This window comes from Virgibacillus sp. NKC19-3, assembly GCF_019837165.1.
Lineage (GTDB): Bacteria > Bacillota > Bacilli > Bacillales > Amphibacillaceae > Virgibacillus_L > Virgibacillus_L saliphilus.
Map to the genome: position 1 here is coordinate 981415 of NZ_JAGYHC010000001.1, position 19433 is coordinate 1000847.

Here is a 19433-nt window from a genome sequence, read left to right on the forward strand (position 1 = left end):
AGAAATCAATCTATGATTTATGATTATAGTGTAACAAAAATTCATAAATGAGGTGGAAAAATGCGTACAGCTTTAATCGTAGTCGATATCCAAAACGACTATTTTCCTAATGGAAAGATGGAGCTAAGCAACCCTGATAAGGCAGCCGCTAACGCTGTTCAAGTTATTGATTGGTTTAGAAAAAACAACAAAGATAATATTTTTCATGTTCAGCATATCGCAGGTAGTCCGGATTTAGGATTCTTCCTTCCAAATACAGCGGGCGCTGAAATACATGAAACGGTTCAGCCATTAGAACACGAAAATAAAATCGTAAAAAATTTCCCTAACAGCTTTTTGAAGACGGATTTAGAAAGCAGGTTAAGAGAAAAAGGTGTAGACAACGTAATCGTTGTAGGTATGATGACGCATATGTGTATTGATGCTACAGTTAGGGCTGCAGTTGATCTTGGTTTTGAAACGACAGTCATTGAAGATGCATGTGCGACTAGGGAATTAGCTTATCAAGAAAGGAGAGTCCCAGCAGAACAGGTTCATGATGCGTTTATTGGTGCACTTGATGGCATGTATGCCAATGTCACTTCGACCGAAGAATTTTTGCAACAAGGCAATTAATTAAATGTAAGCGTCAATAAATCCCCACCTATTTCTAGATGGGGATTTATTACGAATCGACAATACTATAAGTGAACCTTACGTTGAAGAATTTAAAGATTTAGAGACTTGTGTTCATTGGCTAGATAATAATGAATTTAATTTTCATGCGGAAAGAAATTTAAAAGAAGATAATACGAAGTATAATAATGAAGGTGAACTTGAAAGATAGCCATCTATAAAAGAATATAAATAATTAACTCAACTTTCACTCTGCGAAAGTTGAGTTATTAAGTTTTTCACAACTATAGTCAAAAAGGGGAGGTGGGGGATTTAAATCACTCACCACCTCAATACCAACTATAAAAGGATTTCTTAAGTTTTGATACATAAAATTTTTATTGCATATCGACATGTATTAGCCATTTATAATGAATACTAGTAGTACCATCTTCATTATTACATTTGATAATGGTATCCTCTAATCCAAGTGGTTCTACATATCCTATAATTTCATGAAAATCATGATCTTTAAAATATTTAATCCATACTCGCTTATTTTCTTTAGCAGCCTGCAGTAACTCGTAACCATTATGTTCTAATTGATGCTCATCCAAAATAGGTTTATTTTTAGACTAACCTAATTAAATGGGACAATAAAAAACACCTTCGAAATGGTATAATCATTAAAATACTATTCGGAGGTGCTTTTTGCATGGGCAAAAACGTCTATTCAACTGAAGTAAGGTGGGCAGTACGCTCCCGTCCACTGTATTTATTGATAAATTAACTTTTTAAAAATTCTTCTTCCTCAGACAGAACAATTGAAGTAATTGGTAGATTATCTTAATTATTGCAACCAAAAAATGGAATATATATGTTTACATTACCACACTGTTCCCCTTGTTATTCTTAAATTACTGGGCTTTACATTTGATTTCCGTAAGCTTTATTTTCTAAATTGCGAATCCAAATAATGCATCTGGTGTGTCTTGATACTATATTCCGACACTTACGCAGCCATGTTCATTCCACTGGCTTTCCAAGCATCTACTTTTGCTTCCGGTTCCATTCTTTTCTCTTTTGTCGTCGCATAACCTTCGAATCATTTGATAGAGAGACTATCCCACATGTTATTTAGAGTAAGTAGGTGGGGATTATTTTACACTTACATTATTAAAGAAAATCTAAGACAAGATACAGAAACATATGATAAAATATATAATTATCATTTCTTATTCAATAAACGAGATTGTTGAATGTCAGAGTTACTTTAGACCAAAAACTTTAGGTCTGCGATAACGGTATGGTTTAAGCAGACAATATTAAACGAATGGAGGATACTAATGTACACGACAGAAAACCTAATTAATGATTTTGAAAATTTTAACCTCTATGTCAGTTCATTGAAGACAATTGAGGAAAATCTTTTTTTTGAGCCAATTGCAGAAGGCAAATGGTCTACAGCGGAGACTATCAGTCATATATCATTTTGGGATAGGTACATTCGAGAGGAAACGTTGCCAAGAATGAAACTTAACGCTGTCATCGAAAGTATTGATTTTGAAACGTTAAATAAGCAAGCAGCAAAATACGCGTTATCTGGCGTATCCCAACAACATTTGCTTCAAAAAAAACTTGAGGAAAGAACTAGGCTTGTATCTGAGTTAAAAAAAAGGAGTGAAAAGGAGTTTTTTGCAAAATTTATACTGAATGGAGAAGAGATCGACAAGTATTCAGGTTACCCGCATACCATTTTTAATTATATAGCAGGATTTCAATGGCATGATAATCACCATAAACAGCAAATTGATGGTTTTTTGAAAAAAAGAGTGGAGTTTAGGACTTATAATAACAGCAATATCGAAAAGTAAGCGTCATAATTATTTGCAAATATAATCTTAATCAAGCGAGCGTTTTAGTATAAGAAGAGAGAATTTCCAAATAACAGGAGGCTCTCTTTTTTTAGTATATATCAACATTAAACTTTAACAGAATCTAAAAAACGAAGAGACACTTCAATCTGCTCTTTTATATATATTAACTCAACTTTCGCAGAGTGAAATCGGTAGATATGCCCTGATATAGCTGGGCAGGCTTGCAATCCATTGCAGTAGTTGATTCTGGATTAATTTTTGTACTTGTTTGTGCTCTTTTTCAAGGTATCTTCAAGAAGAGCGATTAATAGCTGTAGTGCTACCGCCCAATCGAGATCATTCATTTCACATTTCATCACATAGCTCATAAAACATGCTACCTAGGGGTACGTTGATCTGTGCTGAATCGGTCAATATAATATAGTTGTATGACTAATTAAGACCACATAGGAGCGCCCTGGGATTCTTTTTGGATCTTCAATAGAGATTTTGTTGTTTTAAAAAAGACCTCAATGTTTCAGCGCATCCCATAAATACGAATGATTTCTTGATTACAGAGCATGCAATCTATACTTAAAATAGCTAACCACTCGCGCTTTTTATTACGATTGTGAAACAAAAGACAACTTTAATCGGAACTTCATTCGCTTATGTCGTATGAATCGAACGAAGAATTCCTTTCTTTTCGATCGTTGGCTTCGCTAAACGGTACAGTTCCTTTAAGCTTACACGTTTCCCATCAATGGGATAACGTTGTTTTAAGTTCTTAACCATCCCAATGACATCAAGACCTTGGTCTTTTATACTCTTAACCAGTGGCTGATAAGTGAACCAGGAGTCCATCAACACATAGGAAGCGTCCATACCGGTATTCATGGCATGTTCAGCCATATCAGGTATTTGTTCAGGTGCAGTTTGAAGTGCTTCTACTCTTCGCTTATATCCAGAGCTACACTTATCCACTTTCAATGATATTCCGTTAATTTGGCTTTTCTTCGAGCCAAATAAAGAAAAGTCCACTGGAATGAACGTCGCACCATCTGACCAGCCAAGAGTAAGCATGCGAAATCCTTTATAAAAACGCATCTTTTAGGGTGCATGGTCAAAATAGCGAGCTAATAATTCGACCGATTTACTGCGGTTACGACCATACGAAGAATCATCTATAATCAATACTTAATGATTCTTTAGATTAGTCACTTTTCCAATCGTATGAACGCTAAGAAACAATAAAAAACTTCTCCAGGCAAAGGTAGACTGGTTTAAAAACCGATAAACAGCATTCTTTTCTGGACATTCATTAGCTTTCTGACTCTGTAGTACTTGATACCAGTTCTTATTTTCAAAGATTAAACAAAATATTAATTGAAAACGATAGGCACAAGTAAAGCCAACAGACTTGGTAATACCAGCCTTTCTTAGATGTTTAAACAGCTGTAATTCTTTGAAGGCTATTTTTTCGCATTAAAATAGAAAATCATGAACTACCATTTTAATTTGTATCTTTAAATAAGAGGTATGAATAATTCAGATATTATAATAGCAGTGACATTTGCTCAAATTTTTATTTTTACTGTGAAATCAGGGGATAACTTAGGCAATATTGCCCAACAATTCGGAATGACATTATCAGAAATTATGTCTCTAAATAACATCAGAAATCCTGATAAGATTCAAATTGGACAGAAATTGAAAGTCTACGATGAAACAGATAATTTTTACTTAGTTGCTCATTGGTCAATTTCTCTTCCTAGTTATCCATTATTTCATTGAATATGATTAATTATTAAAATTTCTTCATTTATAAACTGATAATCCCTGTCAATTAGCATATTAAACGCTTTCATAAGTTTATCTGTTTCGGAAAATTTGATTGTAATTAAAATACATCAAAAGTATTATATTAGTTAGCTAAAAATGAGTATTATATACTTGAAATTATTAGGAAGAAATGTTAAAATTCCCTTAATTATCTAAATGTTATTGACCTTTTATGCGCAGTTGATGAAAATTAATTTTGGAGGGGAAAAATGGGAGTTATATGTTTGTTTGCGTTTCCTTCTGCTGGCTCTTCAAAGGTAATGTATAAAGGATTTGAAAAATATTTAAACGATCAAATTGACTTTATTCCACTTGAATTTGCTGGAAGAGGAGAAAGAGTGAAAGATGATTTTTTTAAAAATATGGATGAAGTGATTGAAGATTTATTACCTAGAATTGAATATAAATCAAAGAATATGCCATTTGCTTTTTTAGGTCATAGTTTAGGAGCTTTAATAGCGTACTATTTAGCTCTTAAATTACAAGATAACAATTTAACAAGTCCACGCCATCTATTTCTTTCTGGTAGAAAAAACCCTGTAGTATCAAAAAAAGAATCACTATACCATAAGTTGAGACCATATGAAATGAAAGATTTGCTACTTAAATTAGGCGGGACTCCAAAAGAGCTACTGGATGATGATAATTTTTTGGGATTTATTCTCCCTATAATTAAAGCAGACTTTCAGTTACTTTCACAATTTAACATTTCATATTTTAAAAAGAAAAAATTAAACTGTGATATTACTGTTTTAAATGGTGAAGATGATAATCTTATTAAGGAAAAAATAGATTGGAATTATGCAACAAATTCTACCTGTGATTATTTTTTGTTTAATGGGGGTCATTTTTTTATAAATGACTTTAAAAAGGAAATTGCAGATATTATTAAATCTAAAATTTTGTAATGTATAGTTAAGGAGAGTGGCTATTAATGACTAATATCAATAAAGAAAAAACGTTTCTTAGAGAAGATAATATTGATAATATTGTGGGACTGACTCCTTTACAAGAAGGGTTACTTTATCATTACATAACTGATGAGTCACAATCATTATATTGCCAGTATTTCACTGTTAAATTTAAAGGGGATTTTGATGAAGATAATTTAATATCAGCCTTATACTCTATTCAAGTGAAGAATGAAGTATTACGCTCTATTTTTAAATGGGATAAATTAAATGAGCCTGTGCAAATTATCTTTAAAAGTAAACCTCTATTGATTAATATTCATAATATTGTAAATGAAAATGATGAATGTAAAGAGAGAAAAATTAAAGAGATAAAGGATAAAATATATAATGAAACTATTGATATAAAGGAGAACCCGTTGTTTTTTAATGTTATTCAAATCTCTAGAAATGAGTTTGAACTAATTCTTAGTTATCACCATATTTTGTTAGATGGTTGGAGCTTAGGAATTATATTACGGGAATTTATTGATACATATAACTCTGATAATTGTTCTTTTAAAGCCAAATCCTCTTATGTTGATTTTATAAAGTGGAGTAAGAAAAGAGATGGAATAGCTTCAAGAGATTTTTGGAAAAACTATCTTTATAATTTTGATCAAGTTACTGATATAATGCCATGTAATAATGATAAAATTCAATCATCAAGTAAAGATTTTAAAAAGGTTTCTTTTTCTTTGGATGTTGACCAAAGTAATTCTATATACACATTAATAAAAAAATTAAATGTAACTTTATCTTCCTTTTTTTACGCAATATATAGCTTAATATTAAAGAAATATAATGATACTGAAGATGTAGTTTTTGGAACTACTGTATCAGGTAGATCGGTACCAGTTAAGGATATAGAAAAAGTGGTGGGAATGCTAATCAATACAATCCCTTTAAGAGACAAAACTAAAGATTTTGAAACTATATCTAAATTGATTAGAAATTTCAATGATAATATTATAAATGTAAATGAATATGAGAACACTTCATTATCGGAAATTAAAAGCCTTAGTTCAATTGATAATAAAAAATCTTTGTTTGAATCGCTGGTGGTAGTAGAAAATTATCCACTCGAGGATATTATTACTTACAAAGAAGATGAAAATCTTTTGGAAATTCAAGATGTAGACATAAAGGAAACAAATAATTATAGTTTTACATTATATGTAGTACCTAGAAAATCTACAATTGAGCTTATAATTCAATATGATACAGTTGTATACTCAGAGGAAACAATTAATAGATTTTTAGATCATTTTTTAAATAGTATTATAAAAGTTTTTGAGAATCCAAACACTAAAATTGGACAGCTGGATATTGTAACTGAAAGAGAAAAAAATCAGTTAATTAGAAGATTTAATGATACTGTTTATGAGGATAAAATATTGCACTCTAGTATTAAAGAAATTTTTGAAGAAAAAGTTGATAAAATTCCAAATTCAACTGCTATTATCTTTAACGATGAGAAGTACACATATAATGATATCGAAATAGAAGCAAATAAAGTTGCAAACTTTTTACTTGATATTAATATTAAGAACAATGATGTTGTAGGGTTATATTTAAATAAGTCACCAAAACTAATTATAGGATTATTAGGTATTCTAAAAAGCGGAGCTGCTTTTTTACCTTTAGATCCTAAGTTACCTTCTAGAAGATTAAAATATATGTGCATTAATGGTGAAGTAAATGTAATACTTCATGACGAAGAACAGCCACTTTTCCATAATAACATGAAATCATATATTTTAGGTGATCTTAATAAAATATCTATAACTGATAATATTAAACGAAATGAAGTTAAAATAGATTCTGATGATTTATCCTATGTGATGTACACATCAGGCACTACTGGGACACCTAAAGGCGTAATGGTAACAAATCAAGCTTTAATCAATCGACTTAATTGGTTTCATAGACAATATACAATCAAAAGTGATGATGTTATTTTAAATAAGACTACTTTTACTTTTGATGTTTCTCTTTGGGAATTACTTTTGTGGTTTATGGGAGAAGCAACAGTCTGTATTTTAAATGATGGAAAAGAAAAGAGTCCTCAAGAGATAGTTAATGAAATTCAAAAGTATGGAGTAACTGTAATTCACTTTGTCCCTGCTATGTTAAATAGCTTTTTTGAATATATAGATCACAGCAAGGAAACAAAAAAATTAAGAACTTTAAAAAGAATTTGTGCTAGCGGGGAAGAGTTAAAAAAACATCATAAAAAACGCTTTAAAGAATTAATTGGGGATAAGTATAATACTGAGTTAATAAATTTGTATGGCCCAACTGAAGCTACAATTGACGTTACCCACTTTAATTGTTCTAATGCGGAAAATGATAGTGTGTATATAGGAAGGCCAATAGATAATACACAAATATATATTTTAGATAGAAATCAACAAATTCAGCCTGTTAATATTTATGGAGAGATTTATATATCTGGTCTTCCTCTGTCTAAAGGTTATATTAATAATACGAAGTTAACGATTGATAGCTTTCTTGATCATCCATTCATTAAAAATTCAAAAATTTATAGATCTGGTGACAGAGGTAGAATATTGCCAGATGGAAATATAGAATATAAAGGCAGAATAGATAACCAGTTAAAAGTTAGAGGCTTCAGAATAGAAATGTCAGAAATTGAGCAAGCATTATTCGAAAATGAAAAAATAAAAGAAGCTGTTGTTTTGAATAAAACTGATTTAGAAAATAATAAATATATAGCCGCATATCTTGTTTTTGATCAAGATATTAGTTTACAAGAGTTAAAAAATACTTTGGAGAGTAAGTTGCCAGATTACATGATTCCTTCAGAATTTTATCAAGTTCTTGAAATACCCTTAAAGTCGAATGGAAAAATAGATGAAGAAAATTTAAAATCAAATAGTAAAGAAAAAATGAAATTAGAAAAATGCTCAAGTACTAGATTTGAATATGAAACAATTGAAGGCAAAGTTAAATTAGTTTGGTGTGAATTACTTCAAACAAGCGATATTAATCTGTATGATAATTTTTTCGATGTAGGTGGTAACTCATTACTGCTAACGAAGTATCAATTAAAAATAGAAAAGCATTTAAAATTAAAACTTTCGATTTTAGATCTATTGAAATATCCTACAATCAGCTCTATTGCAGAGTTTATAAAGAATGAATTAGGAAATAAATCTCTAAAGGAAAGTGAAAGTCCTCATTTAACGGAGTATAAGTATGAAGCAACTAATGATATAGCTATTATTGGCATTGGTGCTAGATTGCCTGACAATTTGGATTTAGAAGAATTTTGGAAGTCATTAATAAAGGGTAAGGAAAGCGTTACATTTTTTGATAATACCAATATTAAGGAGAAGGAAAACTATGTAAAAGCTCATGCTAAATTAAAAGACATTGATTTATTTGATGCAAATTTTTTTGGATTAAATCCTAGAGAAGCTGAATTGCTAGATCCTCAGCAAAGGTTACTCTTGGAGTGTTCTTTTGAAGCACTAGAAGATGCGGGTTATAGAACCTTGATTAATAATAATATTGGTATATTTGGTGGTGTAAGTTATAACACTTACTTTATTAATAATATATTAAAATCAAACAGGAATTTTGATAAATATTCAGTGTATCTATCTAATGGAAACGATTTTTCTTCCACAAGAGCAGCATATTTATTAAATTTGAACGGTCCGAGCGTAAATATTCAAACTGCATGTTCAACTTCACTAGTTTCATTACATGTAGCTTGTCAAAATATACTTGATAATAAATGTAGAATAGCATTAGCTGGAGGGGCTACTGTACAAGTTCCGCAGAACGCAGGATATGAATATAAGAAAAATGGGATAAAGTCAAAAGATGGGCATTGTAAAGCTTTTGACGCTAATTCAACTGGATTTGTAGGCGGCAATGGAGCTGGTATTGTTGTTTTAAAACGTTTAGAAGAAGCTATAAAGGATAAAGATCAAGTTTATGCGGTTATAAAAGGTTCGGCTATAAATAATGATGGGAATTCTAAGGTTAGTTATACTGCCCCTAGTGTAAAAGGTCAGTCTGAGGTTATAAGAAAAGCTTTAATTAATGCTGATATAAATCCAGAAACAATTTCCTATGTCGAAGCACATGGTACTGGAACACAACTTGGTGATCCTATAGAAGTTGCTGCACTTACTAAAGCTTTTAGAGCTGGCACAGATAAGAATCAATATTGCGCACTAGGCTCAGTAAAATCTAACATAGGGCATTTAGATGCTGCTGCAGGAGTTGCAGGTTTAATCAAAACTGCTTTGGCATTGAAGCATAAAGTAATTCCGCCAACTGTCCATTTTAAGGAACCTAATCCTAATATAGATTTTGAAAACAGCCCTTTTTATGTGAATACAGAGTTGGAAAAATGGAAAACTGATCCAGGAGTCCCCAGGAGAGCCGGGGTGAGTTCATTTGGAATGGGGGGCACGAATGCTCATGTAGTATTAGAAGAAGCTCCTGAAAAGTATGAGGAGACTTCGCCTCCAAAAACCTCTTGGCAATTAATTCAATGGTCAACTAAAACGGAAACAGCTTTGGAAATGGCAACTGAAAATCTTGAAGAGTATTTAAAGAGTAACCGAAATCAAAGTTTAGCTGATATAGCATTTACTCTACAGGTTGGAAGAGAGAACTTTAAATATAGACGCTATGCGGTTGTGAGTAATATAGAAGACGCGGTAAAAGCAATTGAAAATAGAAAATTTATAAGCAGTCATAATGAAGGCGTTTTACCAGTTACTTTTATGTTCCCTGGACAAGGTACTCAATATATTAATATGTCAAAAGAGATCTATGAAACTGAAGATGAGTTCAAAGAGCAATTAGACTATTGTGCGGAACAGTTAAAAACACTAATTGATGTGGATATTAGAGAAATCATATTTCCGTCGTCTGATCAAGATGATAAAGCAAAAGATCTTTTATCGCAAACCTATGTAACGCAACCGGCATTATTCGCTATTGAATATAGCTTGGCTAAAATGTTGATGAATATAGGAGTTAATCCAGGATCTATGATTGGACATAGCATTGGAGAGTATGCAGCTGCATGTATTAGTGGAGTTCTCTCTTTAGATGATGCTTTACGAATTGTTTCAAATAGGGGCCGTCTCATTCAAAGTTTACCTAAGGGGAAGATGTTAGCAGTGATGTTGGACGAGAAAAAGCTTCGTTCAGTAATTGAGGATCAGTTAAGCATTGCAGTTATTAATAATGATAATCAGTGTGTAGTATCTGGAGAGTTGCAGCAGATTGATAGATTAGAGGAAAAGTTAAGAGGTATGGAAATAGTTACACAAAGACTAGAAACATCGCATGCTTTTCATTCTTATATGATGGAGCCAATATTAGAAGACTTTAGACAGGTACTTAAGACAGTTCAATTTCATACACCAAGTATTCCTTTTATTTCAAATCTAACAGGAACATGGATAACTGATAGTGAAGCAATGAGTGCAGATTACTGGGTTCAACATCTTCGTGAAACCGTAAGGTTTGCCGGAGGAATCGGAACGATATTAGAAAGTTCGCCATGTATAATGATGGAAGTTGGTCCAGGACATACTTTAAGTAATTTTGTCAATTTGCATCCTAGTTTTGAAAAACAAAAGACTATAACCTGTCTTCGACATTCAAAAGATCCGAAATCTGATAATCAGACTTTACTGCAAGCCCTGGGTGAGTTGTGGTTAAGTGGCCATGATATAAATTGGGATATATATCATAAAAATGAAGGATGTAGAAGGATATCTCTTCCAACATATCCGTTTGAACGAAAAAGGTATTGGGTTGAACCAAGTAGTACTCAAATTCATTATTCAAGCAAAATGGATCAGGGTCTGATAAATACAAATAATGAAGAGTTATATATAAAAACTTGGAAAAGGATTTCGCTTAAAAATAATCCAATAAAAATAAGCGATAAAAAATGTTGGATTGTTTTAATGGATGATTATGGTGTTGGAAATAGTATTTGTAGTCGTTTAGAACAAAACAATCAAAAAGTTATAAAAGTTTTTTTAAACGAAAAGGATAATTTTTGTGATAATACAAATCTTTCTTGGTATATTGATCCTTCTATCAATCAATTTAAAGGTATGTTATCAAAACTTTTAGAGTCCAACATTAAACCAGATATTTTAATAAATGCGCATAATTTACGCATAATAGATGATAATCATCGCTTGGGTAATTCGGAATTATTGATGGAATCGAAAAAATCATATTATTTAATGTTATATATGGTTCAGGCTTATGAAAATATATTTAAGAATCGTCCTTTAAAGATTATTAATTTAACAAATGATTTATACAATATTATTGGAATAGAAAAAATAAATCCCATTGCTTCTACAAGTATCGGGTTGTGTAAGATTATTCCACAAGAAATACCATCGATATCTTGTAAAAATATTGATATGAGCAATGACTTCTTATTAAATAAAGAAAAAATATATAAGGTATTATTAAATGAAATTTTTACTTCTTCGAAAAACATTAATGTTGTAGCTCATAGAGGGAATTATCTTTGGGAGCCAAGCTTTGAAGTCTATGATTCCTCTATAGGAAGTAACGGTATAGAATTGTATGAACAAAATACGTATTTGGTTATTGGAGGTTTAGGGAAGATAGGTCTTACAAATGTACATTTTATTTCTCAATATATGGAAGAAGGTAAAATTATTATTATTGGGAGATCAAAATTTCCTTCTCAAGATAACTGGGATTATTACCTCTCATTGAATTTGAATGACGAAATTACAAAAAAAATACACTTGTTAAAAGATGTTATTCATAAAAGAATAGAAATAGTTTATATACAATCTGATTTAAGTGATAAAAGTTCAATTTCTAGTAAACTTTCGAATTATAGTCAAGATATCAAAGGTGTATTTTTTGCAGCGGGATTATCTGATATAAATAACTACAGTTCTGTATTATCTTTAGATAATACAAAATCTGAAGCTCAGTTTAAATCAAAATTGGATGGTATCGTGACAATTAATAATATTTTGAACTACAATCAATTAGATTTTTATATTATCAACTCTTCTATTTCTACTACGCTTGGAGGCCTAGGATTTGGCGCATATAATGCTGCAAACTTTTTTCTTGATACCTATTCTTCAATTTTAAGAAGTAAAGGCTTTCAAAATGTTATCACTATAAATTGGGATAGTTGGAAATTAGACAACCAAAAGGATGAAAAGTTACTCGAGTTAATTAACAATAGTAATGGTCAAGAACTAAATGATTCTAAATTTGATCATAATAAAGGGCTCGAAATATTAAAAAAAGTTGTATCTAATTTCGATGATTTTATAGTTGCAACTACTTCATTAGAGGAAAGAATAACTAAAAGTATTAGAACAGATAATAATAATTTTATTGAACATTCTCATAAAAAATCAAATGGACTATTGTCTGAGAAGCAATTAATTAAAGAATTAACTAATATATGGTCAGAATATTTAGGATTATCAAATATTAGACCGGATGATAACTTCTTTGATGTAGGTGGGAATTCACTATACGCAGTCAATGTAAATAATCAAATTACCAAAGAGTTTGGAATAGAGTTATCTCTTATTGATATTTATGAATTTCCAACTATCAACTCATTAGTAAAGAAAATTTTAAGTAGAAATGAATATGTTGAGCAAAATAATTCTTCTAACAGAATTGATAGAGGAATGAAACGACGACTTATTAAACGGAGGCAACAAAGGAGAAGAGAATGAGGATAGGAGGATATTATGGATAATAATAAAAGTTTAGATATTGCTATTGTCGGTATGAATTTACGTGTTCCTGGTTCATCAAACACTCAAGATTTTTGGCGAAATTTAAAGAATGGAACCAATTCTTTGAGGACTTTAACTGATGATGAATTGATTTTAGCTGGAGAGCCTGATAAATTTCTGGAAAATCCAAATTATATTAAGGTTGCAGGAGCTGTGGATAATGCTGATAAATTTGCTGCTGACTTTTTCGATATTAATCCAAGTGAAGCCATAATGATGGACCCGCAACACCGATTGTTTTTAGAAAGTGTTTGGGAAGTTCTGGAAGACGGGGGGTATGATGTTTCTAAGTATTCCGGTCTAGTGGGTGTGTATGCCGGATCAAGTATGAGTTCATATTTATTAAACTATTTAATTAAAGACTTTGATCGCTTAGACAAAGACTTACTGCGAATTATTGCAAATGATAAGGACTTTATATCTACTAGGGCATCTTATAAGCTAAATCTTAAAGGACCAAGTATGAATGTACAAACAGCATGTTCAACTTCATTGGTTGCAATACATCAAGCTTCTCAAAGCCTTCTTAATTATGAATGTGATATGTCTGTAGCGGGAGGGATATCAATTTCATTCCCGCAAAATATTGGATATTTTTGTGAGGATGGTTCTATTTTATCTCCTGATGGTAGGTGTTCTATTTTTAGCTCTGATTCAAATGGCACAGTGTTTAGTAGTGGTATAGGGGTAGTTCTTTTAAAACGAATGGATGACGCAATAAAAGATAGGGATCAAATTTATGCAGTTATAAAAGGTTCGGCTATAAATAATGATGGGAATTCTAAGGTTAGTTATACTGCCCCTAGTGTACAGGGGCAAGCTGAAGTTATTATCGAGGCTCAAGCGATTTCTGATATTGATCCAAATGATATTACTTATATAGAAGCTCATGGGACTGGAACAAAAATTGGTGATCCAATAGAGTTTGAAGCTTTAAAAAAGGCTTTTAAGACAAATAAAAAGAAGTATTGCGCCATTGGTTCAGCCAAATCTAACATAGGGCATTTAGATGCTGCTGCAGGAGTTGCAGGTTTAATCAAAACTGCTTTGGCATTGAAGCATAAAGTAATTCCGCCAACTGTCCATTTTAAGGAACCTAATCCTAATATAGATTTTGAAAACAGCCCTTTTTATGTGAATACAGAGTTGGAAAAATGGAAAACTGATCCAGGAGTCCCCAGGAGAGCCGGGGTGAGTTCATTTGGAATGGGGGGCACGAATGCTCATGTAGTATTAGAAGAAGCTCCTGAAAAGTATGAGGAGACTTCGCCTCCAAAAACCTCTTGGCAATTAATTCAATGGTCAACTAAAACGGAAACAGCTTTGGAAATGGCAACTGAAAATCTTGAAGAGTATTTAAAGAGTAACCGAAATCAAAGTTTAGCTAATATAGCATTTACTCTACAGGTTGGAAGAGAGAACTTTAAATATAGACGCTATGCGGTTGTGAGTAATATAGAAGACGCGGTAAAAGCAATTGAAAATAGAAAATTTATAAGCAGTCATAATGAAGGCGTTTTACCAGTTACTTTTATGTTCCCTGGACAAGGTACTCAATATATTAATATGTCAAAAGAGATCTATGAAACTGAAGATGAGTTCAAAGAGCAATTAGACTATTGTGCGGAACAGTTAAAAACACTAATTGATGTGGATATTAGAGAAATCATATTTCCGTCGTCTGATCAAGATGATAAAGCAAAAGATCTTTTATCGCAAACCTATGTAACGCAACCGGCATTATTCGCTATTGAATATAGCTTGGCTAAAATGTTGATGAATATAGGAGTTAATCCAGGATCTATGATTGGACATAGCATTGGAGAGTATGCAGCTGCATGTATTAGTGGAGTTCTCTCTTTAGATGATGCTTTACGAATTGTTTCAAATAGGGGCCGTCTCATTCAAAGTTTACCTAAGGGGAAGATGTTAGCAGTGATGTTGGACGAGAAAAAGCTTCGTTCAGTAATTGAGGATCAGTTAAGCATTGCAGTTATTAATAATGATAATCAGTGTGTAGTATCTGGAGAGTTGCAGCAGATTGATAGATTAGAGGAAAAGTTAAGAGGTATGGAAATAGTTACACAAAGACTAGAAACATCGCATGCTTTTCATTCTTATATGATGGAGCCAATATTAGAAGACTTTAGACAGGTACTTAAGACAGTTCAATTTCATACACCAAGTATTCCTTTTATTTCAAATCTAACAGGAACATGGATAACTGATAGTGAAGCAATGAGTGCAGATTACTGGGTTCAACATCTTCGTGAAACCGTAAGGTTTGCCGGAGGAATCGGAACGATATTAGAAAGTTCGCCATGTATAATGATGGAAGTTGGTCCAGGACATACTTTAAGTAATTTTGTCAATTTGCATCCTAGTTTTGAAAAACAAAAGACTATAACCTGTCTTCGACATTCAAAAGATCCGAAATCTGATAATCAGACTTTACTGCAAGCCCTGGGTGAGTTGTGGTTAAGTGGCCATGATATAAATTGGGATATATATCATAAAAATGAAGGATGTAGAAGGATATCTCTTCCAACATACCCGTTTGAACGAAAAAGGTATTGGATCAATAATAAGAATCAGTTAAATGATAAATTCTTTAATGAGAATGAAGGATTGAGTGAAACGTCTGGCAATACATTGCAGCGGGTAAATTTGGAAAAAGATTTTATATTTACAAGAGAAAAGGAAAGAACAGAAAAAACTGTAGGTAGCAATCATAGTTCTACAAGTATTGAAATTATTACAAGTATTTTTGAAGAAATACTTGGTGTACAAGATATAGGTATCAACGATAATTTTTTTACTTTGGGTGGGCATTCTTTACTAGCCACAAAGATAATATCTAAGCTTAGAGATATTTTTAAGTGTAACATTAATATAGAAACGCTTTTTCATAATGCTACTATTGAAGGGTGTCACCAGTTCATAGTAGAGTATTGGGAAAGTGAGGATACTGTAGAGGAAATAGCGCAGACATATCAAAAGTTAATCAACGACGAGGAGTTGTAAAGTGATGGGGGGTAACAATAATAGTAAACTTTCAAATGAAAAAGCAATTTTATATGAGCAGTTATTGGAGAAAAAAGGAATTAAAATACAAGATGAAAATAAAAGAATTAAATCTTTAAATCAGAAAAATAATATAGGAAAAATGTCATATTTACAACAAGGGATTTGGTTTTTTAATCAAATAAACCCAAACAATCCAGCTTATAATATAGTTTCAGCTGTAAAAATTAAGGGAGATCTAGATAGTGATGTTCTAAAGAAAAGTTTAGAGGTAATAATCCAAAGACATGAGATATTGCGTACAAGATTCAACTTGGAAAACGGCAAACCACAACAGGAAGTTATGTCATCAATTAAAGCGCCTTTTCAAATCATTAAAATTGATAAGCAAACAAAAAATATTCAACAGTTGCTTAAAAAATATGGAAGAAGGAGTTTCAATCTTACTGCTGATGGGCCATTATTCGAGGTTACACTTATAAGACAAGCAGAATTCGAGCATATTCTTGTCTTAACAATGCACCATATTATCTCAGATGGCTGGTCAATGGGAATTTTGGTTCGAGAATGGATAACTGTATATCAATCTATGCTCAAGAAGGAATCGCATTTACTTCCAGATTTAGATTTTCAGTATAAAGATTATGTGAATTGGCAACTTGAAAAAACTCAAATTGAGGCAGTTCAAAAAGATTTAGTGTATTGGGAAGGCCAGTTAAAAAATGCTCCTCCTTTATTAGAATTAAGTACTGATTATCCAAGAAAACCTGTGATGTCATATAAAGGTTCAATTGAATATTTTGAAGTGCCTGGGAAACTGACTAAGCAATTAAAACAGCTAGCTCGTGAGAGCGATGCTACATTATACATGGTATTATTAGGTACTTTTAAAGTGCTATTACATCGATATTCTGGGCAAGATGATATATTGGTAGGAAGTCCTGTATCGGGAAGAACGAAATATGAAACAGAAAATTTAATAGGTTTATTTATTAATACATTGGTTTTACGGACAAATATGAAAGATAACCCAAGGTTTGTAGATTTCCTTGAACAAGTTAGTGGAACTATGCTAGAAGCATTTGCTCATCAAAATGCTCCATTTGATAAGGTAGTAGAAGTGACTAAACCGGAACGTAGTAGTAGTTATGGTCCATTGATCCAATCTTTATTTACTTTTCATAACGAACCTCGAACTGAGATAGAAGTAGCTGATTTAGGCATTAGTCCAATGAATGTAGATATAGGATACACTCAATTTGATGTATCATTAACAATTCAAGAAGGATTCAATGGCGAATTATTAGGTGCATTTGAATATAGTACAGATTTGTTTAAACCAGAAACAATTCAACGAATGGTAAAACATTATTGTAATTTACTACAATCGATAGTAAAAAACCCAATGAAGAGGATAGGAGAATTAACTTTATTATCAAAAAAGGAAGAAGAAAGATTAATAGTTGACTGGAATAATACTGAAGAACCATTTCCAGAAAAAACGTGCATACATGAATTAATTGAAGAGCAGGTAAAAAGCACGCCGTTAAACACAGCTGTTATATATGAGAATGAAGAATTGACGTATAAAGAATTAAATGAAAGAGCAAATCAACTTGGGCATTATTTAAGAAAATCGGGAGTGACTAGAGGGCAAGCAGTAGGAATATATTTAAATCGTTCGCCAGAAATGTTGATTAGTATTTTTGGAATTCTAAAAGCCGGAGGCTGTTTTGTTCCTTTAGATCCTAGTTATCCTAAAGAAAGAATTGCTTATATGATAGAAGATGCAAAAGTGGAAGTAATTGTAACAAATCAAAAAGAAGCAACATATTTAAATGGTGTTAATATCATCTCCCTGCAAGAAGAAGTAAGTAATATTACAGAGCAAAGTATAGACAATCTATCTAAAATTAATACAAGCAGTGATGTAGCTTATATTATTTATACATCTGGTTCAACTGGTAAACCAAAAGGTGTTATGTTACTGCATAATAGTACTGTTAATTTAATAAAGTCTTTTGAAAGAAGCTATAAACCAGATTCATCAGATAAGATATTACCTTTGACGTCCATTTCGTCAGCAAGTTTTATAGGTGAAATTTTACCTCTCCTTAATGTAGGGGGATCCATTCTACTTACTGATTATTATGAAATGTTAAATTTTAATCATGTATTGGAGCATATTTCGAAGAAAAAAATAACAATTATTAGTAGTGTTCCTTCTTTTGTAGAAGTAATTTCACATAATTTATCAAAAAGTGGTTCGATACGTCTTATATTAATTGGTGGCGAACCATTAATAATAGATAAAATAAAGGAAATTGCTGATAAAAGTTTAATAGTCAATAGTTATGGGCTCACAGAGACAACAGTTTGTGCAACTTATTATAAAATTGATGAGCAGACAGTAGAGCAATTAAAGCTAACAAGCATCCCAATTGGAAAACCTATTATGAATACAGAAATATATATTTTGGATAAATATGGACAAATAGCACCAATAGGATGTAAGGGAGAGATAAATATATCAGGTTACTGTTTAGCAAAAGGATACTTAAATAGACAGTTAAATGAAGAAAGGTTTATAGATAATTTATTTTCAAATAAATTTCATAAAATGTATAAAACGGGGGATTATGGAAAATGGTTAGGAAATGGAGATATCGAATACTTAGGTCGTGCGGACCAAGAATTAAAGATTCGTGGTTATAGAATAAATCCTGTAGAAATTGAATATTGTCTCAGAAATCATGTGCAGGTAAAAGATTCAATTGTTCGAAAAAGTAGAGAAAATGAATTAGAGGCATATGTTTTAAGTTATAGTGGTAAACCCATCGATATGAGGCAGGTTAGAAATTGGATAAAAGAAAAATTGCCTTCTTATATGGTCCCAAATGTAATTTTCCAAGTGAAAGAAATCCCATTAAATAGTAACGGTAAAATTGATTTATCTAATATATCAAAAAAGGTCGTAAATAATGAAAATAATTCACAGATTACTTCTAATAGTATTTTAAGAAGCCGTCTAGAAAATGAAATATTAAAAGTTTGGTCTGATTATTTGAACGTAAAGGAAATCGATAAAGATGCAAACTTTTTTGATATAGGTGGACACTCCTTGATGTTAGCACAAATTTTTAATGCTCTAAAAAAAATTACAAATATAGAATTTTCTATTTTGGATATGTTTAACCACACAAGTATATCTTCATTAGCTGAATTTTTATCTGCTCAGAATAAAGGAAATATTACTCAATCTCAAGTATCGAGAAGAGCCTTTTTACAGCGTGAATCTTATAAAAAAAAAAATCAAACAAAAAAAGGTGGGTTTTAGT

General features: G+C 31.6%; 8 protein-coding genes and 1 pseudogene. 7 read left to right on the plus strand and 2 right to left on the minus strand.

Going from position 1 to position 19433, the window contains the following annotated elements; translation table 11 throughout:
- Positions 1–60 precede the first annotated feature (60 nt).
- The gene (locus KFZ56_RS05015; protein WP_222640654.1) at positions 61–615 is read left to right on the plus strand and encodes a cysteine hydrolase family protein; all 555 of its coding nucleotides are present in this window, start codon (positions 61–63) and stop codon (positions 613–615) included.
- Positions 616–992: 377 nt separating this feature from the next.
- Here KFZ56_RS05015 and KFZ56_RS05020 read toward each other — a convergent pair whose 3' ends face one another.
- Complete coding sequence (locus KFZ56_RS05020; RefSeq protein ID WP_222640656.1) at positions 993–1211, minus strand: YolD-like family protein; 219 nt, start codon at positions 1209–1211, stop codon at positions 993–995.
- Positions 1212–1940: 729 nt separating this feature from the next.
- Here KFZ56_RS05020 and KFZ56_RS05025 point away from each other — a divergent pair.
- Entirely contained in the window at positions 1941–2468 is a 528-nt protein-coding gene (locus tag KFZ56_RS05025; protein ID WP_222640658.1) for a DinB family protein, read from the plus strand.
- Between the two features lie 171 nt (positions 2469–2639).
- Here the strand turns inward: KFZ56_RS05025 and KFZ56_RS20000 are convergent.
- Positions 2640–3926 (minus strand): annotated as a pseudogene (locus tag KFZ56_RS20000) (IS4 family transposase).
- Positions 3927–3989: 63 nt separating this feature from the next.
- On the opposite strand from KFZ56_RS20000, the gene KFZ56_RS05035 reads away from it, so the two are divergent.
- From KFZ56_RS05035 to KFZ56_RS05055, 5 genes are all read left to right on the plus strand, one after another.
- Entirely contained in the window at positions 3990–4244 is a 255-nt protein-coding gene (locus tag KFZ56_RS05035) for a LysM peptidoglycan-binding domain-containing protein (protein ID WP_222640660.1), read from the plus strand.
- 257 nt (positions 4245–4501) lie between these two features.
- Positions 4502–5200 (plus strand): thioesterase II family protein, encoded by a 699-nt coding sequence (locus tag KFZ56_RS05040; protein ID WP_222640662.1) that lies wholly within the window; start codon positions 4502–4504, stop codon positions 5198–5200.
- 26 nt (positions 5201–5226) lie between these two features.
- Positions 5227–13008 carry a non-ribosomal peptide synthetase/type I polyketide synthase gene (locus KFZ56_RS05045; protein WP_222640665.1) on the plus strand — a complete coding sequence of 2594 codons (7782 nt, stop codon included), beginning with the start codon at positions 5227–5229 and terminating at the stop codon, positions 13006–13008.
- A gap of 15 nt (positions 13009–13023) precedes the next feature.
- A complete protein-coding gene (locus tag KFZ56_RS05050; RefSeq protein ID WP_222640666.1) occupies positions 13024–16095 on the plus strand; it encodes a beta-ketoacyl synthase N-terminal-like domain-containing protein in 3072 nt (1023 codons plus the stop codon).
- Positions 16096–16099: 4 nt separating this feature from the next.
- Positions 16100–19432, plus strand: coding sequence for a non-ribosomal peptide synthetase (locus tag KFZ56_RS05055; RefSeq protein WP_222640667.1), 3333 nt, complete (start codon positions 16100–16102; stop codon positions 19430–19432).
- Position 19433 lies beyond the last annotated feature (1 nt).